16 protein-coding genes and 1 pseudogene are annotated in these 21573 nt (G+C 75.7%); 5 read left to right on the forward strand and 12 right to left on the reverse strand.

The window, feature by feature from the left end; all coding sequences use genetic code 11:
• Positions 1 to 131: 131 nt before the first annotated feature.
• From ACZ5FU_RS10005 to ACZ5FU_RS10015, 3 genes and pseudogenes are all read right to left on the reverse strand, one after another.
• Complete coding sequence (locus ACZ5FU_RS10005; RefSeq protein ID WP_469045184.1) at positions 132 to 551, reverse strand: hypothetical protein; 420 nt, start codon at positions 549 to 551, stop codon at positions 132 to 134.
• A gap of 233 nt (positions 552 to 784) precedes the next feature.
• Positions 785 to 1546, reverse strand: coding sequence for a hypothetical protein (locus ACZ5FU_RS10010; protein ID WP_469045185.1), 762 nt, complete (start codon positions 1544 to 1546; stop codon positions 785 to 787).
• A gap of 79 nt (positions 1547 to 1625) precedes the next feature.
• Positions 1626 to 2135, reverse strand: a pseudogene (locus ACZ5FU_RS10015) (SigE family RNA polymerase sigma factor); the annotation flags it as partial.
• Positions 2136 to 2423: 288 nt separating this feature from the next.
• On the opposite strand from ACZ5FU_RS10015, the gene ACZ5FU_RS10020 reads away from it, so the two are divergent.
• Both ACZ5FU_RS10020 and ACZ5FU_RS10025 read left to right on the forward strand, forming a co-directional pair.
• Positions 2424 to 3485, forward strand: a complete 1062-nt coding sequence (locus ACZ5FU_RS10020; protein WP_469045186.1) for a sigma factor-like helix-turn-helix DNA-binding protein — start codon at positions 2424 to 2426, stop codon at positions 3483 to 3485.
• Positions 3486 to 3697: 212 nt separating this feature from the next.
• Complete coding sequence (locus ACZ5FU_RS10025; protein WP_469045187.1) at positions 3698 to 5443, forward strand: transglycosylase domain-containing protein; 1746 nt, start codon at positions 3698 to 3700, stop codon at positions 5441 to 5443.
• Between the two features lie 315 nt (positions 5444 to 5758).
• Here ACZ5FU_RS10025 and ACZ5FU_RS10030 read toward each other — a convergent pair whose 3' ends face one another.
• Both ACZ5FU_RS10030 and ACZ5FU_RS10035 read right to left on the reverse strand, forming a co-directional pair.
• Entirely contained in the window at positions 5759 to 6778 is a 1020-nt protein-coding gene (locus tag ACZ5FU_RS10030) for a hemolysin family protein (protein WP_451527798.1), read from the reverse strand.
• Positions 6775 to 8112: a hemolysin family protein gene (locus tag ACZ5FU_RS10035; RefSeq protein ID WP_469045188.1), complete on the reverse strand. Its 1338-nt coding sequence runs from the start codon at positions 8110 to 8112 to the stop codon at positions 6775 to 6777. Before ACZ5FU_RS10035 ends, ACZ5FU_RS10030 begins: the two co-directional genes overlap by 4 nt.
• Positions 8113 to 8495: 383 nt before the next feature.
• Here ACZ5FU_RS10035 and ACZ5FU_RS10040 point away from each other — a divergent pair, with 383 nt between their 5' ends.
• The 3 genes from ACZ5FU_RS10040 to ACZ5FU_RS10050 all read left to right on the forward strand — a co-directional run bounded on the left by ACZ5FU_RS10040 (position 8496) and on the right by ACZ5FU_RS10050 (position 10431).
• Positions 8496 to 8714 (forward strand): hypothetical protein, encoded by a 219-nt coding sequence (locus ACZ5FU_RS10040; RefSeq protein ID WP_451527800.1) that lies wholly within the window; start codon positions 8496 to 8498, stop codon positions 8712 to 8714.
• A gap of 120 nt (positions 8715 to 8834) precedes the next feature.
• Positions 8835 to 9851 carry a sporulation protein gene (locus tag ACZ5FU_RS10045; RefSeq protein ID WP_451527801.1) on the forward strand — a complete coding sequence of 339 codons (1017 nt, stop codon included), beginning with the start codon at positions 8835 to 8837 and terminating at the stop codon, positions 9849 to 9851.
• Positions 9852 to 9975: 124 nt separating this feature from the next.
• The gene (locus ACZ5FU_RS10050) at positions 9976 to 10431 is read left to right on the forward strand and encodes a tellurite resistance TerB family protein (RefSeq protein ID WP_469045189.1); all 456 of its coding nucleotides are present in this window, start codon (positions 9976 to 9978) and stop codon (positions 10429 to 10431) included.
• 130 nt (positions 10432 to 10561) lie between these two features.
• Here ACZ5FU_RS10050 and ACZ5FU_RS10055 read toward each other — a convergent pair whose 3' ends face one another.
• The 7 genes from ACZ5FU_RS10055 to ACZ5FU_RS10085 all read right to left on the reverse strand — a co-directional run bounded on the left by ACZ5FU_RS10055 (position 10562) and on the right by ACZ5FU_RS10085 (position 21400).
• A complete protein-coding gene (locus tag ACZ5FU_RS10055; protein WP_468645998.1) occupies positions 10562 to 11494 on the reverse strand; it encodes a M56 family metallopeptidase in 933 nt (310 codons plus the stop codon).
• Between the two features lie 6 nt (positions 11495 to 11500).
• Positions 11501 to 11929 (reverse strand): BlaI/MecI/CopY family transcriptional regulator, encoded by a 429-nt coding sequence (locus ACZ5FU_RS10060; RefSeq protein ID WP_451527804.1) that lies wholly within the window; start codon positions 11927 to 11929, stop codon positions 11501 to 11503.
• 168 nt (positions 11930 to 12097) lie between these two features.
• On the reverse strand, positions 12098 to 13177 hold the full coding sequence (locus tag ACZ5FU_RS10065) for a PucR family transcriptional regulator (protein ID WP_468834191.1): 1080 nt from the start codon (positions 13175 to 13177) through the stop codon (positions 12098 to 12100).
• 214 nt (positions 13178 to 13391) lie between these two features.
• Positions 13392 to 13589, reverse strand: a complete 198-nt coding sequence (locus tag ACZ5FU_RS10070) for a hypothetical protein (protein WP_451527806.1) — start codon at positions 13587 to 13589, stop codon at positions 13392 to 13394.
• A gap of 173 nt (positions 13590 to 13762) precedes the next feature.
• On the reverse strand, positions 13763 to 18715 hold the full coding sequence (locus ACZ5FU_RS10075; RefSeq protein ID WP_469045190.1) for a DNA repair ATPase: 4953 nt from the start codon (positions 18713 to 18715) through the stop codon (positions 13763 to 13765).
• A 73-nt stretch (positions 18716 to 18788) separates the two neighbouring features.
• Entirely contained in the window at positions 18789 to 20822 is a 2034-nt protein-coding gene (locus ACZ5FU_RS10080) for a flotillin family protein (protein ID WP_468646004.1), read from the reverse strand.
• A gap of 185 nt (positions 20823 to 21007) precedes the next feature.
• Positions 21008 to 21400, reverse strand: coding sequence for a hypothetical protein (locus ACZ5FU_RS10085; protein WP_451527809.1), 393 nt, complete (start codon positions 21398 to 21400; stop codon positions 21008 to 21010).
• Positions 21401 to 21573: the final 173 nt, after the last annotated feature.

Genomic DNA, 21573 nt, shown 5'->3' on the forward strand with positions numbered 1-21573 from the left:
GGATCCCCCGCCCGGGCGTGTCCCCACACGTGACCCCCAAAAACACCCCCCCCCCCCCCCCCCCCCGCGGCCGCCCCCCCCCCCCCCCAGCCCCCCCCCCCCCCCCCCCCCCACGGCGGTGGAGCGGCCGGTCAGACGGTGACGACCAGGATCGCGGAGCCGGTGAGCCGGCGGTCGGCGTTCTCGGCGTAGATCCTGACGTACACGGGAGCGGTGCCGGGCGACTTCGTGAAGGTGAAGGAGTTGCCCGCGACGGCGTCGGGGGAGACGAAGCAGGGGGCCTGCGGTGTCTCGCCGCAGAGGGCCGGGCGGTAGGCGCGGGTGACGGTGTCCGCCGGGTCCTTGGGGTCCCAGGTGACGGTCACCGTCCGGCCGGCGGCGTCGTACGTGTAGGCGAGTCCCGTCGGCGCGGGGGCGGCCGTGGTCTGCGCCCGGACGGTCGCCGTGGACCGTTGCGGTCCTGCCGTGGCCGGTGCCGCCGTCGCGCCCAGCGCCAGGGCCGCCCCCACGACCATCGCGCTGATGCGGACCGCTCGCCTTCTGGAACCCATGAGCCCTCCCCGTCGGTGTGATGTCGACCGGTTGGGCTCTGGTCGATCACCAGGTGTCGGATACCGGCGGATCGTAGCCACCGGTGGGTGACGGGCAGCGGTCCGGCAGCCGATCGGGGCGTGAACGTCGTCCGGCGAGGAGTCCTCGGTCGTCGTCCCCGCCGCGGAGTTCGAGGCCGGGGCCCGCCGGGGCGGGTGACGCCACGGCACGCCCGGCCGGGCCGGGTCCGGTCTCAGGGCTCCTCGTGGGGGCCGGCGGCACGGGGTGAGGACGCCGCGGCGCCGGGTGCCGGAACGACCGGCGAGGGCGTGGTGCCGACCGTCACCGGGAAGGTGTCGCCCAGGCCGACCCGGGTGTGGAACCACATGGCGTCCTCGGCGCCGAGGCCGATCCAGCCGTCCTCGGTGCCGTCCTCGCTCAGGGCCTCGAGCTGCGGGGAGGAGAGGCCGACGTAGTGCGGCCGGCCCTCGGCGTCGCGCAGTTCGACCACGTACCGGACGCCGACCGTGGTGGGGGCTATGGTCGGGCCCGCGCGGGGCATGTCGAGGGGCACCTCCTTCAGGTTCTCCTTCGCGACCACCGTCATCGGGCCCGTGGCCCCGAACAGGGCGTCGGACCCCGAGAGGACCGGCATCGCCCGGCCGCCGAACGTGAGGGTGCGCCCGCGCAGGTCGAGCGTGCCGGAGACGGGCGACGCGGCGGCCGTGAGCGACGGGACGGCCGTGAGCGACGGGGTGGAACGGGGCGGGGCCACGGCCGCGGGGTCGCGCCGGGCCGGGTGGTCGCGGTCCCCGCCCGGGTGCAGGCCCAGGACGAGGCCGAGCAGCGCGAGGGCCGCGGTCCCCGGGCCGAGGATCGCGGCGGCGCGGCGGCGGCGTACGCGGCGCATCGCGCGGGCACGTGTCGCGGGGCCGCCGACGACCGGAGCGGTCGCCCCTGACGCGGCCAACTCGCGCAGCGCGGTGGAAAGTTCGGTGGGGAGTTCATCGGCCACGGCCGCTCTCCTTCCTGACCGGTCCGCGAGCCCCGTCGGCCCGACCGCCGGACCCGTCGCCCCGACCGCCGGACCCGTCGACTCGTCCACAGGCCTCGTCGCCCCGCCCGTCGGCCTCGTCCGCCGCGAGCCGCTTCGCCAGCTGGGCCCGTCCCCGGGACAGTCTCGCCTTGACCGTCCCCACGGGCGCACGGGTCTCGGAGGCTACCTGCTCCACGCTCAGGTCGCACAGATGGTGCAGGACGATCGCCATCCGCTGGGCCTCGGGCAGTTCGCGCAGGGCGGCCACGAGCGCGGCGTTCTCGGGGTCCGGCCCCGGGGTGGAGTCGGGCGGCGGCGTGCGCCGCACCAGTTCCAGCCAGCGTCTGGAGCGCCGCCAGCGGCTCACCGCCAACCGCATGGCCACCGTGCGGATCCACGCCTCGGGAGCGCTGTCCGCGAGGAACCGCTGCCGCCGGGACCAGGCCCGTACGAACGCTTCCTGGACGACGTCCTGGGCCTCGCCGTGGTCCCCGGTGAAGGCGTAGAGCTGGCCGGTCAGCCGGGGGAACGCGGTCGCGTAGAAGGCGTCGAACTCGTCCTCGGTCATGCCCCCCACCGGAATCCTCGTCCTTTTCCTGCAACCCGGCCGCCGCCCCCGTGCGTACAGGTCCCGTAGTCCCGTGGGTCGCACAGGTCACGCAGGTCACGCAGGTCGCGTCGAGCGGAGCGCGGCCCACCGGGAAGACGGCGCGCGGCGGTCCCGGGCTCCCCCCTCCACGACGGTGGCGGCTCGTCGGCTGCCCAACCTACCCGCACGCAGCAGAAGTTGCCTGACCAGGCCGGACGCCCGCCCGCCCGGCCACGACCGAGTCCCCGAGCCCTAAGGACCTCCCCCGTGCCACCCACCCACGACGTGCTCCCCGCCGGCCACGACTTCGCCACGTACGCCCGGACGCACTGGTCCCGGCTGATCGTGACCGCGCGGCTGCTCACCGACGACCCCGGCGCGGCGGAGGAACTGGTGCGGAGAACCCTGGTGCGCACGGGCGCGCGGTGGCGGCGCGTCCCGCGCGACGACAGGGACTTCCACGTGCGGCGCTGTCTGGTGCGGGGCCATCTGCGCCGGCTGCGGGGACGGCGGGCCGCGCGGCGGCGGGCCGTCCTGGTGCTGCGGGTATGGGAAGGGCTGGAGCACGCGGAGATCGCCCAGTTGCTGGGCTGCTCGGTGGGCGCGGTGCGGGCCCGTCTCCGGCACGGTCTGAAAGCGGCCGGCGCCGACCCCGGGCGGCTGCGCGAGGCGTACGCCCGTGCCGCCCGGGACGTCGCCCCGGGCGAGGCGCCGCTGGCCGCTCTCCGGGTCGCGGGCCGCGTCCGGCGACGGCGCCGTCGCACCGTGGTCGCGGCCGCCTGCGCGGCCCTGCTCGTGCCCGCCGCCCTGCTCGCGGCCGACCGGGTCGGGGGCGGCGACGCGCGGGGCGGGACGTCCGCGGCCCGGGCGGGGGGCGGCGGCTCGGCGACGAGTCCGGTCCGGATCGTGGCGCCGGGCGAGCGGGTGACCGTCGGGAGAGGGGTGCGGGTGTGGCTGACGGCCGACGGCGGGCACTGGTCGGTGCCCACGGATCTCCCGGGGGACAACAGCGACCGGCCGCGCGACGAACCGGGCGTCTCCGTGCGGGTGGACAGCGTGCCCGACGGGTTCTTCCTGTCGGGCCTCTTCCACGGTCTGAGCGGTGAGACGGGCCGTGTCGAGGTGAGCGCCGGCGACGGCAGGACCACCGCGAAGGTCCTCGTCCTGGCGGGCGACCCGGGCTGGGGCATCTGGTACGCGAGCGCACCGGTGCCCGAGAAGAGCATGCGGATGCTCTTCGACGCGGGAGGGGACGAGCGGATCGTCACGGTGTACGACGCCTCGGGCAGGGTCGCCGCACGGTCGGACAGCACCTGGCAGCGGATATGAGCGGGAACGACGGGAGTGACGGGAACGACGGGACGACCGCGCCGCGAACGCCACGAGAACCGCGGGAGCCACGAGAACTGCGGGATCCACAAGAACTGCAAGAGCCGCAGGAGCCGCAGGAGCCGCAGGAGACCCGAACGGCGCGGCGGCCGGGGAAGGGGAGGGGGAGGCGGAAGGGCGAGGCGCGAGGGAGGGCGGAGGGGCCGCGGTCGGTGGCCCGGCGCGGGCGGCGTACGCCGCTGCGGATCCGGTTCCGGCGCACCCTCGGCCGACGGCTCCGCCGGCTGTCGTACGCCCTCCTCGCGCTGGTCTCGGCGCTGTGCGCGGCGGCCGTCGTGGCGTACCACCTGACGACGATCCCCGAGCCGCACCCCGAGACCGTCACCCAGAGCACCGTGTTCCTCGACGCGGACGGCGCCTACCTGGGCCGGCGCGGGCCGGTGGACCGGCAGGACGTCCCGCTGTCCGCGGTCCCCCGGCACGTGCAGGAAGCGGTGATCGCCGCGGAGAACCGTTCCTTCCGTACCGACAGCGGGATCTCGCCGCGGGCCCTGGCGCGGGCCACGCTGGCGGCGCTGACGGGCGGCGATCCGCAGGGCGGTTCCACCATCACCCAGCAGTACGTGAAGAACGCGCTGCTGAGCCCCGAGCGATCGCTGTCCCGCAAGGCCCGCGAGGCGCTCATCGCGATCAAGCTGGACCGCACCCGCACCAAGGACGAGATCCTCGAGGGCTACCTGAACACGGTGTACTTCGGGCGGGGCGCCGCCGGTATCCAGTCCGCCGCGCGCAACTACTTCGGCGTGGACGTGGGAAGCCTGACGGTCGCCCAGGGCGCCGCGCTGGCGTCCATCGTCAACATCCCCTCGTACTACGAGAAGGCGGGCTCCGATCCGGAGGTGACCGCGACGCTGGAGAACCGCTGGGAGTGGGTGCTCGACGCGATGGCGGCGGGCGGGAGCATCACGGACGGGCAGCGGACGGCGGCACGTTTCCCGGCGTTCCGGTTCTATCCGCCGGGCGAGACCGAGGGGCAGCGGCAGTACCTGATCGACGTCGCCGCCAGGGAGGCGGCCGACCGGCTCGGCGTGACCGAGGACCAGCTCGCGAGCGGCGGTTACAGCGTGACGACCACCTTCGACCTGGCGGCGCAGGACCGCGCCACGCAGCTGGTCGGGGAGCATCCCGGCGGCAAGGGCGTCCGGGTGCACACGGCCGTCGTGGGGGTGGTGCCCGGCGACGGGGCGGTACGGCTGCTGTACGGGGGCTCGGACTACGCGCGGCAGCCGTTCAACGACGCGGTGAGCGGGGCGGTGGAGGCGGGGACGGCCCTCGAACCGCTGCGCGGGGCGAGGGGGGCGGGCGAGCCGCTGCGCAAGCTGCTCGAGACGGCGGCCCCGACCCCGCTGCGCCTGGCGTCGGCGTACGCGGCGGTGGCGGCGGACGGCAGGTACGCCGTCCCGTACACCGTCGCGCGCATCACGCGGGAGGGCCGCACCGTCTACCGGGCACGGCCCGAGGTGCGGCGGGTGCTGGACGGGAAGGACGCGGCGGTGGCGGACGCGCGGTCGGGGGCGGAGCCCGCGCCCGCCGGCGCCGAGGCGGTGGGGACGAAGGCGTTCACCACCGGCGGGGCGGGCGGCGGGATCACCCGGCGGACCGTGTGGACCACCGGGTACGACGGCCGGCTCGCCCTGACGGTGGCGCTGTTCGCCGACCGGGCGGGCGGCCGGAAGGGCACGACGGTGCCCGCGCGGCTGCCGAACGAGCCGTCGCCGACCGCGTTCGCCCGGCGGGTCGCGGCGGGGATCTGGGCGGCCGCCACCGCGGAGGACGGGCCCGGCGGCGCCGCGGGCCGGGGTGCGGGCGGAGGCGCCGCGGGCGGGGGCGCGGAGCAGGACGGGGAAGAGGGTGCCGGGAACGCGGCACGGCCTGCTCCCGCACGCCGGCCGGGGTGAGCGGGTGCTCGGGGTGACCGAGGTGACCGCGTGAGCGGGACGACCGGGTGACCGAGGCGACCGAGGCCAGCAGGCCACCGCAGCCAGCAGGCCACCGAGCACCGATCGCCGAGACGGTCGGATCACCGAGGTCACCGGGAGGGCCGGATCACCGGGACGACCGGGTCACCGGGACGACCGGGACGACCGGATCACCGGGACGGCCGGATCACCAGGACGGCCGGATCACCGGGGCTGCCGAGGCGCGTGCTCTTCTACCCCTCCGTGCGTGAGCCGTCCCGGCGGTCCGGGACGGCTCACGCGCGGGGCTCGCCGTCACGCCGCCTGTGGTTGCAGGAAGCGCGCCAGCAGGTCGTCCAGGCTCACCATGCCGGTGAGCCGGCCGGAGGCGTCGCGGACCACGGCGAGCGAGGCGCGGCGCCGGCGCAGGAGGTCGATCGCGTCGGCGACGGTGGCGTCCTCGGTCAGCTCGGGCACCGGCCGGGCCAGGGCCCGGGCGCTGGTCGTGCGTCCCCGGGCACGGGCCACGACGGCGTCGCGGGCGTGCACGGAGCCGAGGACGGTGTCGTCCTCGCGGACCAGGAGCCGGGTGCGGCCCCGGTCCGCGGCGACGCGCAGGATCTCGTCGAGACCGGCGCCGCCGTCGACCGAGGTGATCCCGTCGGCAGGCACCTGCAGTTCCCGCACCGGCGTCTGCGGCTCGGTCAGCGAACGGGTCAGCAGCTCCGAGTCCGTCCCGCTGATCAGGCCGAGCCGCTCGGACTCCGTCACCAGGTGGGTGAGCTGCTCCCGGTCGTGGACGGAGGCCTGTCCGTCGCGCGGGCTGACCCGGCACAGCCGCACCAGCCGGTTGCTGATCGCGTCGAGCGCCCGGATCAGCGGGCGTACGGCCTTCACCAGGGCCCGGAAGGGCGGCGAGAGCAGCATCGCGGAGCGCTCGGGGTGGGCGATGGCCCAGGACTTGGGGGCCATCTCGCCGACCACCATGTGCAGGAACACCACCACGGTCATCGCGACGGCGAACGCGATCCCGTAGCTGAGCGCGGCCGGCAGGCCCAGCCGGTGCAGCAGCGGGTCGAGCTCGTGGGAGATCGCGGGCTTGGACACCGAGCCCAGGCCCAGGGTGCACACGGTGATGCCGAGCTGGGCGCCGGCGAGCATCAGCGACAGCTCGCGCATGCCGGCCAGGGCCGCCTTCGCGCCCTTGCGCCCCTCGGCGGCGGCCTTCTCCAGGCGGTGGCGCCTGGCGGCGACCAGCGCGAACTCGGCGGCCACGAAGAACCCGCTGCCGACCAGCAGCAGCGCGGTGACGAGGAGCGCCATCGGGAAACTCATGCCTGCTCCTCGCTCTCGCGCTCCGGTCGCTCGATCCGCACGCGTCCGGGCACGTGCCGGTCGAGGGTGCGTACGTCGATCACGGCGGTGCCGCCCCACGGCAGCTCGACGGCGAGGCGGTCCCCGACGGCCGGGAAGCGGCCCAGCCGGTCGACGATCAGGCCGGCCACGGTGTCGTAGTCGTCCTCCTCGGGCAGCCGCAGGCCGGTGGCCTCGGCCACCTCGTCCAGCCGGCGCCCGGCGTCCACCAGCCAGCCGGTGCCGTCCGCGACGGCGATCTCGGTGACGGTGTCGGACTCGTCGGCGATGTCGCCGACCAGTTCCTCGGCGATGTCCTCGTACGTGACGATGCCCGCCACACCGCCGTGCTCGTCCAGGACGACCGCGAACTCGTCGTCCCGCTCCCGCATCCGGGTCACGGCGTCGGGCAGCGGGAGCGTGTCCGGCAGCAGCAGCGGCCGCCGGGCGAGGGCGCCGGCCGTGGTGTCCGCGAGGCGGTCGGCCGGCAGGCGCATCAGCTCGGCGACGCCGAGGACGCCGCCGACGTCGTCGGGGTGGTCGCCGAGCACCGGGTAGTTGGAGTGGCCGTGCTCGGCGATCAGGCCGACGGCCTCGCCCGCGGTGGCGTCCTTGCGGACGAAGACGGCGCCGGCCCGCGGCACCATCACCTCGTCCAGCGTCCGCGCGGAGAACTCCAGGGCGTGGTCGAGCAGGGCGGCCGTGTCCTCGGGCAGGGCGCCCTGCTCGTGGGACTCGCCGATCAGGTGGCCCAGTTCCTCCAGGGTGGCGCCGTGGTGCAGCTCCTCCACCGGTTCGATGCCGGTCTTGCGCAGCAGCCGGTTCGCCGCCCCGTCGAAGACGCGCACGAGGGGGCCGACGACCTTGAGGTACGCCAGCGTGGAGGGGGCCAGCGACTTCGCCAGCCGCTCCGGCACGGCGATGGCGAGGTTCTTCGGGGCCAGTTCACCGAGCACCATCTGCACGACGGTGGCCAGCACGAAGGCCAGGACGACCGAGATGCCGCCCACGGCCGCGCCGGGGATGCCCGCACCCGACAGCGCGGGCCTGAGCAGCGCGGACACCGACGGCTCGGCGATGAAGCCGACGACCAGTCCGGTGACGGTGATGCCGAGCTGCGCGCCCGACAGCATGAACGACAGGCGCTCCAGCACCTTCAGGGCGCGGGCGGCCCGGCGGTCCCCGGACTCGGCCTCACGGGCCAGGGCGAGGCGGTCGGCGGAGACGTAGGCGAATTCCTGGGCGACGAAGTAGCCCGTGCCGGCGGTCAGGACGAAGACGGCCAGCAGGCCCAGGAGGGCGTTCGCGGCACTCATCGAACACCATCCCGCCGCGTGCCGTGCTCAGGGATCTCCTGGCGGGATGGTCGGGGACTGTGTCCCGGGGGGTCCGTCGATCTGGCGGACAAGTGAGAGCTCCTCGGTCTGGGGGTACGTCCGGACAACGGTCCTGGCCGAAACCTTGTTCCCGGCCTTCGTCCGGGCACCGCGCCCGGCGGGCCGCCGGCGGCGGCGTGTCGCGGGCGGGCCCGGACGTCGCGGGGGCGGCCCCCGAGCGGCGTGAGCATCCGTTTTCGGCCTTTCCCGGCGGGCCGGGGCCCACCGCGCCCCTCCCCGTCCGTGACGGTCCTATTCTTCTACACGACTGTAGATGGTCCGCGACGGCGTCGGACCTCACACACGCGAGAAAGAGGACACCCATGGCGTCGATCGACCTGGACACGGTGCTCGACAAGGCGTGGGCGGACAAGAGCCTGCCCGAGATCCTGGCCGCCCCGGTGGGGGCCCTCAAGGGGGTCTCCGACCGTGACGGCGAGCTGCTCCTGGAGGCGTTCGGAGTCAGGACCGTGGCCGACCTGGCCGGGCTGAAGTACGTCCGCTGGGCGCAGGCCCTCGCCGCGCTGGACGCGGCCTCGTAACCCGCCCCGGCCCCGCCCCCACGCACGGCCGCGACGCCGCGCACCCGCCCCGGCGCGCCGCATCGCATCACACCGCATCCGAACGACATACACACGCACGCACAAGGAGTGGACGCCACCATGGTGTTCAAACGACTGCTCGGCTCACTCGGCGTGGGCGGGCCCACCGTCGACACGGTCCTCGACCCGGGAGCCGCCCGCCCCGGCGGCACGCTGACCGGACAGGTCCGCCTGGAGGGCGGGGACGCCGACTTCGACGTCGAGCACATCACCCTGGAACTCGTGGCCCGGGTCGAGGCCGAGCACGACGGGGGCGAGAGCGAGGGCTTCGTCGCCTTCGAGCGGTTCACCGTCGGCGGCGGCTTCCGGCTCGGCGCGGGTGCGCGGCAGAGCGTCCCGTTCACGGTGACGCTGCCGTGGGAGACGCCCGTCACCGAGCTGTACGGACAGGACCTGGGCATCGTCCTCGGCCTGCGCACCGAGCTGGCGGTGGCCGGCGCCAGGGACAAGGGTGACCTGGACCGGCTGGCCGTCGCCCCGCTGCCCGCGCAGGAGGCGGTCCTGGAGGCCCTCGGCCAACTGGGCTTCGGCTTCCGGTCCGCCGACCTGGAGTACGGGCGCATCGGCGGCACCGGCCAGCGGCTGCCCTTCTACCAGGAGATCGAGCTGACCCCGGCGCCGCGGTACGCGGACCGGGTCGGCGAGATCGAGGTGACCTTCCTGGCCCACCCGGGCGGCGTCGAGGTCGTCCTGGAGGCCGACCGGCGCGGTGGTCCCCTCTCCGGCGGCCACGACGCGCTGACCCGCTTCACCGTCGGCCACCACGACTCCCGCGACTGGAACACCGAGGTCGACGGCTGGATCCGCGCGCTGGTCGAGCACCGGGCGTCGTACGCCTCCCACGGCGCGTACGGCACCCACGGGCACGGCGACCCGTACGCCGGGCACGGGCACGGCGGCCACCACGAGGAGCACCACCGCTCCGGCCCCGGCATGGGCACCGTCGTCGCGGCGGGTGCCGCCGGGCTCGCGGTCGGCGTGGTCGGCGGCATGGTCGCGGCCGAGGTCGTCGACGAGGTCGGGGACTTCTTCGAGGGCGACGAGGACGACGGAGGGGACGAGGGCGGCGAGGACTGACAGCGGCCCGGCGGGGGGCGGACGGATGCGGCCGCCGCCCCCCGCCAGTGACTTCTACAGTACTGTAGAAACAATGCTGTCCGGCCTCCCGGTCCGGGCATCCCCCGACCCGTACGGAGTTCTCATGACCCTGTGGGACCGCCTCAAGGAGTCCGCGTCGACGATGCAGACCCAGCTCGTGGCGAAGAAGAACGACCTGAAGAGCGGCGCCTTCCGCGACGCCGCCATGGCGATGTGCGCGCTCGTCGCCGCCGCCGACGGCACCGTCGACCCGTCCGAGCGGCGGCGGGTGGCCCAGCTCATCGCCGCCAACGAGGTGCTGCAGAACTTCGACGCCGACGACCTGCGCCGCCGCTTCGAGGCGAACCTCGACCGGCTCACCGCCGACTTCGACTTCGGCAAGGTGAGCGTGATGCAGGAGATCGCCAAGGCCCGGAAGAAGCCCGCCGAGGCACGGGCCGTCGTCCAGATCGGCATCGTCATCGGCGGCGCCGACGGCGACTTCGACAAGGACGAGCAGGCCGTGGTCCGCGAGGCGTGCTACGCCCTCGACCTGCCGCCCCACGAGTTCGACCTCTGATCCGGACTCCGCCCCGGCCTCCGCCCCGGCTTCCGGCTCGGCGTCCGATCACGTCTCCGGCCGGTCCGGGCCGTGCGGCGGGCGGCCACGCCCCTGTGACCGGCGCCCGCCCGTCGTGGCCGCGCCCACGTCACAGGGGCGTGGCCGCGTGCAGGATGAGGACCATCGTCACGGCGGAGTTCGCCGAGGACATCGCCGACACGGCCGCTCCCACCGCCGCGCCCCACATCGCCGCGCCGACGGACGTGAACAGCGACGGCCAGCTGCGCACCGCCGGGGCGGGGCCGAGCAGGGCCGCCACCCGGCGCGGCACCGGGCCCGCCGCGGCGAAGCCCGCCAGGGTCCCCGCCGGGGCGCTCCGGGTGACCAGGGCCGCCTTGCCGATCGCACGCGCCACGGTCCGGCGGCTGCCGACGGCCCGGGCCGCGTCCTCGTCCGCCCACCGCTCCGTCGTGTACGCCACCGCCGTGCGCAGCGGCCGCAGGAACGGGTTGGCCAGCGCGGCCAGCCGGACCGCGAGGAGGAAGCGGTGGTGGCGGGCGGCCAGATGGGCCCGCTCGTGGGCGAACAGCGCCCGGCGCTCGGCCGGTTCGAGGCACTCCAGCATGGCCGTGGTCACGACCACGCGGTCCCGCCGCCCGCCCGGCAGCGCGTACGCGTAGGGGACGTCGTCCACGAGGACGGCCACCGCCGTCCCCCGCAGGCCGGCCAGCGCCCGGTGGGCACGACGGCGCACCCGCCCGTGCCGCCACAGCGCCCTGCCGCACGCCGCCAGCACCACGCCGAGGGCGGGGATCGCCGCCTTGCCGACGACCTCGTCGTACGGGACCGCCGCGCGCACCTCGGGGTCCGACCAGCCGTCCGGCAGCGGGTTGCCGGGCAGTTGGGCGGTGCCGACCACCATCACCAGGCCGAGGCACAGCGTGCTGCACGCGGCCATCAGGGCCGCCACCCCGGTCAGCAGCCGGGTCGCGGCCCGTGGATGCAGGTGCTGCTCGGCGAGACGCGCGATCGGCCACGCCGTCAGCGGCAGCACCAGCGGCAGAAAGACGAACACCCCCATGAGGCCTCAGTCTTCCCCTTCGTCCTTCGACCGGCCCAGCAGCTCCCGCAGCAGCCGCTCGTCGTCCGGGCCCAGGCCGGTCACGAAACTGGCCAGCACCGCCTCCCGGTCGCTCTCGGAGTCCAGCACCCTGCGCATCCGGTGGGCCGCCAGCCCCGCCTGGTCCGACGCGGAGGTCCAGGCGAAGGACCGGCCCGCGCGCTCCCGGGTGACCGCCCCCTTGGCCAGCAGCCGGGTCAGGATGGTGATGACGGTCGTGTAGGCGAGGCCGCCGCCGAGGCGCTCCTGCACCCACCCGGCCGTCGCCGGCCCGTCCGCCTCCCGCAGCGCCGACAGGACCAGCGCCTCCAGCTCGCCCTGCCCCCGCCGGGACCCCTGCCGCCGCTCCGTCACGCCCGTCTCCCTTCCACCGCCGCCCGTTCGCCGTGCGGTCATCGTATAGACGCCCCGCCGACCGGTCCGGCGCCCGGAGAGCCCCGGAAGGGCCCGGGAAAGCCCCGCCCCGTCGTCCGCGGAGCCGCCGCGGACCGCCGCCCGCGCGGAGGCGACGGGCATTGCCGGTGTCGGTGTCGGCGCCGGTGCCCCGCGGGCGGCCCGGACGGGTCAGAGGGGTTTCTCCGGCCAGTCGAGCAGCCGCGCGCCGATCACCGCGGTCTGGAGGCTGTAGCGGTGCACCGGGTCGGACGGGTCGGCGCCGGTGAGCTGGTGGATGCGCTCCAGACGGTAGGTGAAGGCGCGCACGCTCAGGGACAGCCGCCGGGCCGCCTCCGCGCGGACGCAGCCGGAGTCGAAGTAGGCGGTGAGGGTGTCGAGGAGCGGCTGGGCACCGCCGCGGGCCCGGCGCAGGGGGCCGAGGGCGTTCTCCACCAGGTCGGCCATGGCCTGCCGGTCGCGGGTGAGGACGGGATAGACGAGGAGGTCGGCGGCGCGCAGCACGGGTTCGTCGAACTCCAGGCGTTCGGCCAGGTCCAGGGCGTTCAGCGCCTCCTCGTACGACTGGACGACGCCCGCCGGGCCGCCGTGCGGGCGGCCGATCGCCACCTGGCCGCCGCCGGTCGCGGCGAACGCCTGTTTGGCGAAGTACGCCAGGACGTCGCCCTGGTCGCCGGGGGCGACGCAGACGAGCCGGCCGTCCTTGGTGGTGAGGAGGATGCTGCGGTCGCCGAACCGGCCTATCAGCGCGCGCTCCACCTCCCGCAGCACCGGATCGCCCTCGTCGTGGGTGGCCGCGTCACGGGCCACGGCGACCGCGTGCTCGTACGAGAGCCGCAGCCCGTAGCGTTCCGCGCGCTGGGCCAGCCGCCCCAGGTCGCTGCGGCCGTACAACAGGTCGTCGATGAACTCCCGCCGGGCGGCCTCCTCCTGGCGTACGGCGTGCCGCTGGGCCCGTTCGTAGCCCTCGGCGAAGGCGTCGACGGCCTGCGCGGCGGCGGACAGCACGTCGTCCGCGGACACACCGCGCCCGGTGGGCCAGTGCGCGCGGGTGGCCGCCAGGTGGGCCCCGACCAGGGCACGCAGGCCGACCCCCGTCTCCGCGGCCCGTTCGCCCAGGGCGCGGCGCGACGCCAGTTCGTCGCGGGAGAGCCGGCGGCCGGTCGCCGAGGCGTCGGCGAGGATGCGGGCGTACCCCTCCAGGTAGGTCTCGCACCCCTCGTGCCCCTCCGGCACGTCCCGTCCCGCCATGCAGGCCCCCCGAATCGCATGCGTCGCCCCGGCTTCTCCCCGGACGCCTTCCCGACGCATGATCGCAAAAAGCGCACCGCCGCAGGAGGGTGCTCCGTCCTCGCCGGAGCCGCCGCCGGGGTTCAGCCCCGGGCCCGGTGGTCCCCGGCCGCGGACAGCGGGAACAGGACGGCGGCGACGGCCGGGGCGATCCCGTGGTACGGCGGATCGCCGTTCACGCCGCGTCCTTCCCGCCCCGGGCCCGGCCGGCCAACCGGACCGCTCCGGCGGCCGCCAGGCACAGGACGCCGAGCAGCAGTGCGGGCAGGCCGGGCCCGGGCAGCACCCACATCACGATGCCGGCGAGCACGAGCACCTCGCCGGCGGCCGTCAGGGAACGGGCGACGGGACGTCCGGTGGGGGCGGGGGACATCGGGCGGCTCCGGGAAGAACGAGGGGGTGACGGGCGAAGGGGGACACGACCGTGCCGGAAACGTACCCCACGGGCCGGGGGCACCTCAGGGCCTCTCGTCTGGATCAGGCCGGGCTCGCGGGCCCCGGCACCGCACCCCGCTCCCCGATCCGGCCTGATCCGAACGAAAGACCCTAGGCCCCCTCGGTGCGGCGGACCGGGTGGGCCGCGTGCCGGCCGTTCGGGGACGCGGGCGGGGTGCGCGGAGCGGCGGCCCGCGCGATGGCCGCCTCCACGGCGGCGATCCGGTCGGCCAGGAGGCCGAGGGCGGCGACCGCGCGGACGAGCTGGTCGTCCTGCGGACCGCCGGGGGCCCGGGTGCGGACGTGGGCGGCCCTCACCTCCGCCCAGCGGGCCGCCTGTCCGGGCGTGAGCGTGCCCCGCAGTTCGGCCAGCTTGAGCAGGCCGGCCTCGGCGCCGGTGGTGAGGGTCTGGGCCTCGGCCCGGTAGTGGTCGTCGACCAGGGCCGCCACCTCGGCGGCGTCCATGACGGGCCGGACCCGCTGGGCGATCTTGTTCATGTTGCGGTACGAGCCCTGGAGCCGGAAGGGCGGCTCGGTGCGGGCCGCCTCGGACTGCGCGGCGGAGGCGATGTACGCGGCGTTCACGGCCAGGACCGTCTCGCGGACCGTGAGCAGGTGGCCCAGGACCGCGAGGACGCGTTCCAGCTCCGCGGGGGCGTACGGGTGGGCGAGCCGGTCGGCGCGGGCCGTGGGGTCGTGCCCGGCGAGCCGGACGAGCAGGTCGAGGTCGGCCGGGGAGCGCCCGGCGAGCGGGGCGAGGACCGGGTTGGCGGTGAGGGCGTTCTCGACGAAGCTCGCGGCGAAGGCGTCCTCCTTGCCCGTCAGGACGTCGCCGAGGTTCCACACGTCGGCGCGGTTGGCGAGCATGTCGGGCACCTGGAAGCGGTCGCCGGACTCGGTGTAGGGGTTGCCGGCCATGCACACCGCGAAGCGCTTGCCGCGCAGGTCGTACGTGTGCGGCTCGCCGTCCCGCACTCCCTCGACGCGCCGGGTGGCGTCGCACAGCGGGATGAACCGCTGCAGCAGTTCGGGCGAGGCGTGCTGGATGTCGTCGAGGTGGAGGAGGGTGTTGCCGCCCGCCGCCAGCGCGAAGTTGATCTTCTCGACCTCCCGGCGGGCGGTGGCGTCCGGGGCCTCGGCCGGGTCGAGCGAGGTCACCGCGCGGCCGAGGGCGGGGCCGCTGACCTTCACCAGCATCAGGCCGAGGCGGTCGGCGACGTACTCCACGAGGGTCGTCTTGCCGTAACCGGGCGGGGAGAGGAGCAGCAGCAGGCCGCCGGTGGCGGCGTGCCCGGACTCGCCCGTGGTGCCGAGCTGCTTGGCCAGGCTGTCCCCGACGAGCGGCAGGTACACCTCGTCCACGAGCCGGTTACGGACGAACCCCGGCGGGACCGCCGGACGGTGTTCGTCCAGGCGCAGCCGGGCGCGTTCCGCCGCCGCCAGGGCCGTGCGGCGACGCCGGCGGTCCCGGTGGGCGGGCACCTCGTGCGTCCGGAACGCCCGTGTCCGCGCGAGGAGTTCGTCGACCCGGACCGTGAGCGTGCCGCCGTCGATGCGGGGGTGGGTGCCGAGCAGGCCCTCGACCGTCCCGGTCAGGGGCGCGTCGGACCCGTACCGGACCAGCTCCGGGCACAGCTCGGCGGCCACCGCCTCCGCCAGGTCGCCGGGCGCGACGTCCGCGCCGGTGGCGGCGGCGTACGCGGACAGCCAGGCCTCGGCCAGCTGCCGGCGTGCGCCCGGGTCGTCGAGGGCGGTGAGGTCCTCGTGGTACGCGGTCGCGGCCACCGCGCGGTGGAACGCGTCGAGCAGGGCGCGGGCACCGGCGCTGACGACGAAGCCCTCGGGACCGCCGGTCAGTTCGTCAAAGAGGTAGGCGGAGGCGGCGTCCGCGGACTCTCCGCCGATCGCTTCCGCCAGCTCCCGGCACAGGTCGGCGACGGCGGGCGCGAGCCCGAACGTCTCCCGGGCGCGGGCGAGGGACACCGCCCGCCGGGTCCACGCCCCGCGTTCGCCGGCCGTCGTGCGGTGCGCCCAGAACAGCTGGGCGGCCGCGCGGGCCGCCGGCTCGTGCCGGAGCGGGCCCGCGCCCTCGTGCAGGCGGAGCAGCAGGGTGAGGATCAGGACCGCGTCATGGTCGTGGACGCCGCGTTCGTACCCCTCGTCGTACGCCTCCTGGGCCGCCCGGCGCACGAGGGCGGGCAGGTCGGCCCCGGCGAGGCCCGCCGGGCCGTGCTCGTCGAGCAGCCGGGCGGCGAGGTGCTCGGCGCGGTAGACCGCGGGCGACTCCGACGGCAGCGGACGGTCCGCGTCGGGGTCGCCCGCCTCGAAGCCGGGGCCGGTGACCGGGGAGCGGTAGTCGGTGCCGGTGACCGCGAAGGCCAGGCCGTCGCCGTGCGGGACGAGGGTGAGGTCGAGCGGCTGGGTGTTCACCGCGAAGCGGTGGGTGCCCAGGCGGACGGTGCGGCCGTCGTCGCCGTACAGGTCGGCGCGGTCGCGCAGGGCGCGGCCGGCCTCCTGGCGGGCGGCCTCCAGACGGCCCTCCAGCTCCTCGGCCCGGACCGGGTCGCCGAGCGCGCGCAGGTCGCCGGCGGTGCGGCGGACCTTGGCGGGCATCGGGTCGGAGGCGAAGTACGTGGCGACGGCGTCCTCGTCGGGGAGCGCGCGGGCCCGGCGGGCGACCGTCCCCAGGACCCGGACCGCGGAGTCGGCCAGGCGCTCGGCGCGGCGGGCCCGGGCGTCGGCGAGGTCCTGCTTGCGGACGGCGAACGCCTCGGTGATCTCGTCGCGCCGGTCGGCGAGTTCGCCGAGGACGTCGTCGGACCCGTCGGACTGCGCGAACCGCGCCTCCAGGTCCTCCACCCGCAGGAGCAGGCGGGCGAGGTGTTCGTCGCACGCCTCGGGGCTGTCGGCGGACGCGAGGGCGCCGGTGACGGCCTGGCCGAGCAGGGCGGACTCGGCGGCGAACCCGGCGCGGCCCTCGCGGTGGCGCAGCTCGCGGCGGCGGCCGTCGAGGACGGCGCGGGCGCGGTTGACACCGGCCAGCACCTCGGAGATCCGTTCCAGGACGGCCGTGCGGACGGTCGTGTCGCCGATGTCGAGACCCGCGACGACCTCGGTCACCGTGCCCAGCCCGGCCGCGAGTTCGTCGATGCGGGCGGCGACGGGTCCGGCCCCGTCGACGGTGGTGACGGCGGCCGCGTCCGCGACGAGCCGCCCGGCCTCCGCGTGCCCGTCGGCGAACGCGTCGTCGCGGGCCAGCTGCGCGACCGCCCGCTGCCCGAACGAGACGAGGTCGGCCTCGAGGTCCGCGGCCAGTTCGTCGACGCGGTCCGTGTCGGCGTACCGCAGGTCCCTGAGCGTGAGCAGGTGGCCGTGCGCCCGCCGCAGTTCGGTCAGGCCGGCCACCCAGGCGGCGGCGCCCCGCGGGACCTCGCCCCGCAGCCGGCGCACCACCCGGCCGGCACGGTCCGCCGCCTCGTCGAGCGCGTCGGCGGCCCGCCGGGTCAGTTCCCGGACGGTCCCGAACTCGGCCAGCACCTGCCCGGCCGTCGTCCGCACCCGCGTGAGCGGCTCCCGCAGGTCCCCGAGCGCGGGGTCCCCCAGCCAGTGGCAGGCGTCGGCCGTCCGGTCGCAGGCCGCGATCAGCTCCTCGTACACCTCGCTCGTCGGGGCGGTCGCGGTGGCCGCCCCGGCGACGGACAGGCACGCGGAGACGCCCCGCACGAGGTCGGCGTTGCCGACGCGGGCGAGCGGCCCGTCGCCGACCGGCCGGTCGGCGGCCCGGGCGTCGGAGAGGTGGGGGGAGCTCCAGACCTGGACGGGATGCGCGCGTCGCGGCTCGTCGCCGTCGCCGCGCAGCAGGACCATCGTGCCGTCGTCGAGGAGGGCCCAGCCCCGGCAGGTCAGCGGCGCCGCGACCTCCTTGCGGACCACGTCGTACGGCAGCAGGACGCCGCGGCCCGCCGCGGGCGCGCGGAACGCGAAGAGGACGTGCTCGCCGTCGGGCGAGCGGACCGTCCGCTCGTGCTCCGGCGCCGCCCGGTCCTCGGGGCCGGCGGCACCGTCGAAGGTCCGGTACGAGCCGTTGGCCAGGCAGTAGCCGCCGGGGAAGACGATGCCCTGGTCCTCGGGCAGGCGGCGGCACGCCCGCCCGAGGCCGTCGAGGCGGACGACGCTCCCGGTGAGCGTGTGGAACACCAGGTACCGGTGGGCGTCCTCCTTGTAGGGGCGGACCCGCAGCAGGATCAGGACGCCCACCCGCGCGTACGCGATGTCGGCGTCGGCGAGCGCCTGCAGCGGCTCGTCGACGGGTTCGGAGTGGACGCCCTCGTCCGTCTCCGTGTCGTTCTCGGTCTTGACGGTGAGGGCGCCGCCGACGGTGGTGACGAAGAGTTCGCCCTCGACGGACACGTGCGGGTGGCGGCCGAGGACGTGGTCCTCGCGGGTCGTCGCGGTCCAGGTGAAGTCGTGGGCAGGCGGCGGGACGTGGTCGCGGTCGCCGCGCGCGTCGAGGAAGGACACCCGTCCGTCGTCGGCGATCCCCCAGCGCAGGACGCGCAGGTCGCCCGCCTCGGCGCCGGTCCGGAAGACGGCCAGGAGCCGGCCCTCGACGCGGCGCAGACGCACCAGCCGGGTCTGGCTGTAGTAGCGGTGCAGTGCCGCGAACTCCCGTACGAAACCGGGGTCGTCGAGGAAGCCGGGCACGGCGTCGTCGGGCAGCCGGCCCAGGTCGCGGTCGTACAGCGTGAAGACGTCGCCGACGGCCGTGGCGGGCCCCCGGCCGGCGGGGGCGTCGTGGCCGAGGAGCAGGACGTCGCCGACGGCGACGAGGTCGCGGGGCACGCAGCCGTGCGCGGTGTCCAGCCGCCCGGTGCCGGTGAGTTCCAGGCGCGCCGCGCCGAACTCCTCGACGCGGCGGCTGTCGAGCGCCTCGGCGCGGCGGGCGAGTTCGGCGGCCTGCGCGGCGAGCCGGTCGCGCAGCACCTCGTACGTGCCGGTGTCGAGCGCGTCGTGCGGGCTCGTGTCGAGCGCCTCGCGCGGGCCGGTGGCCGGGCCGGTGGTCATGGGGTCCCTCTCGGACGTCGGGGGAGCGGCCCGGAGCTGCCGTCCCCTGTGCGGCAGCTCCGGACCACGGCTGTCAGGCCTTCGCGCTGCCGTTCAGGGCCGCGAGCGAGGCGTCCGCGACCCCCAGCTCGCCCGCCCTGTCGAGCAGTTGCCGCAGGGCGCCGGAGTCGGCCCCGCCCGTCTTCATCAGCTTCATCAGCAGCGCGGAGACGGTCAGGTCCCGCACGTCGGCCGTGGAGACCGAGCCGAGGACGCGGCCGAGGTCGTCGGTGAAGCTCGACGAACCGTCCAGCCAGGGCCCCGCGAGGGCCTGTGCCGTCTCGGAGTGCCGGACGAACCCGTCGACGCTCTTGCCGAGCGAGATCGAGGAGACCAGCCGGTCGAAGAAGACGGACTCGCCGCCCACGACGGTGATGTCGGCGTTCTCCAGGCCGGTGGCGAGGACGGTGGCCTGCGCCTCGGCGACGTGCCTCTGCGTCTCGAGTCCGGCCAGCCGGACGTCCTTCTCCGCCTGGAGCCGCAGCCGGTACTCCTCGTGGCCGCGGGACGCCTCGTCGAGCGCGGCCATCGCCGCCGCCTTCTCCGTCAGGCCGGCCGCCTCCGCCTTCAGCTTCTCGCCGACGCCCTCGGCCTCGGCGAGCGCCTTCGCCCGGGCGCCCTCCGCCTCGGCCCGCATCCGCGCCTCGGTCGCCCCGGCCTCGGCACGGCCGGTCTTCTCGACGACCTCGGCCTCCTTGTCCCGGACCCGGACGGCCGCCAGGCCCTCCGCGGCGGCCTCCGCCTGGACGCCCTCCGCCAGCCGCAGTTTGGCCCGGGCGTCGAGGTCGGCGCTCTTCAACCGGGCCTCGGCGAGGGTGAGTTCCTCGGCGGCACGGTGCACGGCGGCCTGCTCGGCGGCCTCCGCGGCCTTGATGTCCTTGACCAGCCTCTCCTGCGCCTCGGCCTCCGCGGCGATGACGACGGCCTGCCGCTGCCGCTCCGCCTCCTCCACGGCACGCAGCCTCTTGATCGACTCCTCCTGCTCGGCGACCGTGCGGTCCACGGCGACCCGCTCGCGGATCACCTCGGCGATCTCCCGCCGCTCCGCCTCGACCTCCTTCTCGGCGGCGATCCGCGTCAGTCCGGTCTCCCGCTCGCGGGCGATGACCTCGAGCAGCCGGTCCTTCTCGATCCGCTCGCTCTCGACGGCGATGACCCGCTCGCGGTTCTTCGCGGCGACGGCGACCTCGCGGGCCTGGTTCTCGCGCTGCACCCCGAGCTGCTCCTCGGTCCGCAGGAAGGCGCTCTGCGCCCGCAGCCGCTCCTCCTCCACCACCCTCGCCGTCTCGGCCTCCTCCCTGGCCCGCACGGTCTCGATCTCCCGCCGCTGCTTGATCTCGGCGTCGGCCTGGCGGCGCTCCAGCTCCAGGACGGCCTCGCGGGCGTCGACGTTCTGCCGGGTGATCTCCTTCTCCTCGGTGCGCTGGGCCTCGTTGGTGCGCACGTGCTCCACGGCCGTCAACTCGGTGATCTTGCGGATGCCCTGGGCGTCGAGGACGTTGGCCGGGTCGAGCTGGGTGATCGGCGTCTGCTCCAGGTAGTCGATCGCCGCGTCCTCCAGGTGGTAGCCGTTGAGGTCGACGCCGATGACCTCGATGATCCGGTACCGCAGCTCCTCCCGCTTGGTGTACAGGTCGGTGAAGTCCAGCTGCTTGCCGACGGTCTTGAGGGCCTCGGAGAACTTCGCGTGGAACAGCTCCTGCAGGGTGTCGCGGTCGCTCGCCCGCGCCGTGCCGACGGCCTGGGCGACCTTGACGACGTCCTCGACGGTCTTGTTGACCTTCACGAAGAACGAGATGCGGATGTCGGCGCGGATGTTGTCCCGGCAGATCAGCCCCTCCTTGCCGGCCCGGGTGATCTCGATGGTCTTCACCGAGATGTCCATCACCTCGGCCTTGTGGAGCACGGGCAGCACGACCTGCCCGGTGAAGGTCACGTCGACCTTGCGCAGCTTGGAGACGATCAGGGCCTTGCCCTGCTCGACCTTGCGGAACAGCAGGGAGACGGCGAGGAAGAGGAGGAGCGCGGTGAGCAGGCAGACGCCGACGCCCACGGTGATGGTGGTCATGGCAAGCATCCTTGGCGGGTGAGGTGCCCGAGGCCGGGCGGGCCCGGATGTCCTCGGGAGTCGGAAGGATCAGGGGGAGGCGCGTGCCGGGGCCCAAAAGCGGACCCGCGCCTCCGTACGGCCGCGCGAGGGCGCCTCCGCGGGCCCGAGCGGTGTACGGCCGCGGTGATGGCTGTGGCTGTGGCTCAGGCGGTCCGGTCGTGCGCCCGGGGTGCCGCGTCGGGGCGGTCGCCCCGGAGGAGGCCGTCGTCCGCCCGCTCCGGACGGACCGTGCGGCGCGGTCCGGCGGAGTCCGGCGTGGACGGCCCGGGTTCGTCGGGGCGAAGGCGGTACGGCAGCCGTACCGGCGCCCGGGTCGCGTCCCGGGCGGTCGCGGGAACGGCGGCGGGGGCGGAGGGCCCCGTCAGGGCACGCGCCGGTCCCGGGGAGGCGGGCTGCTCCGGCAGGAGGACCGTGCCGGGGGCCGCGTCCTCATCGGCCCCGCGGACGTCGGCGGACGCCGTCAGGGGGGCGGGGGACGAGGAGACGGGGGACGGGGAGACCGGCAGCCCCGTGGCGACCGTGACGAACGTCCGCATTCCCCACCCCCGATCGGTTCCGTCCCGCGACGGCCTCGGCGCGCCCGGGCGGTCCGATGCCGGGCACCTGCCGGTGCCCGGCATCGAGACCTTCCTGGCGTGCTCCCCTCACCCGCATCCTGCCCGTGCCGGCGTCGCGCCGCATTGCCGGATCCCGGCAGTCCTGACCGGAC

Source organism: Streptomyces sp. NPDC031554, assembly GCF_055580685.1.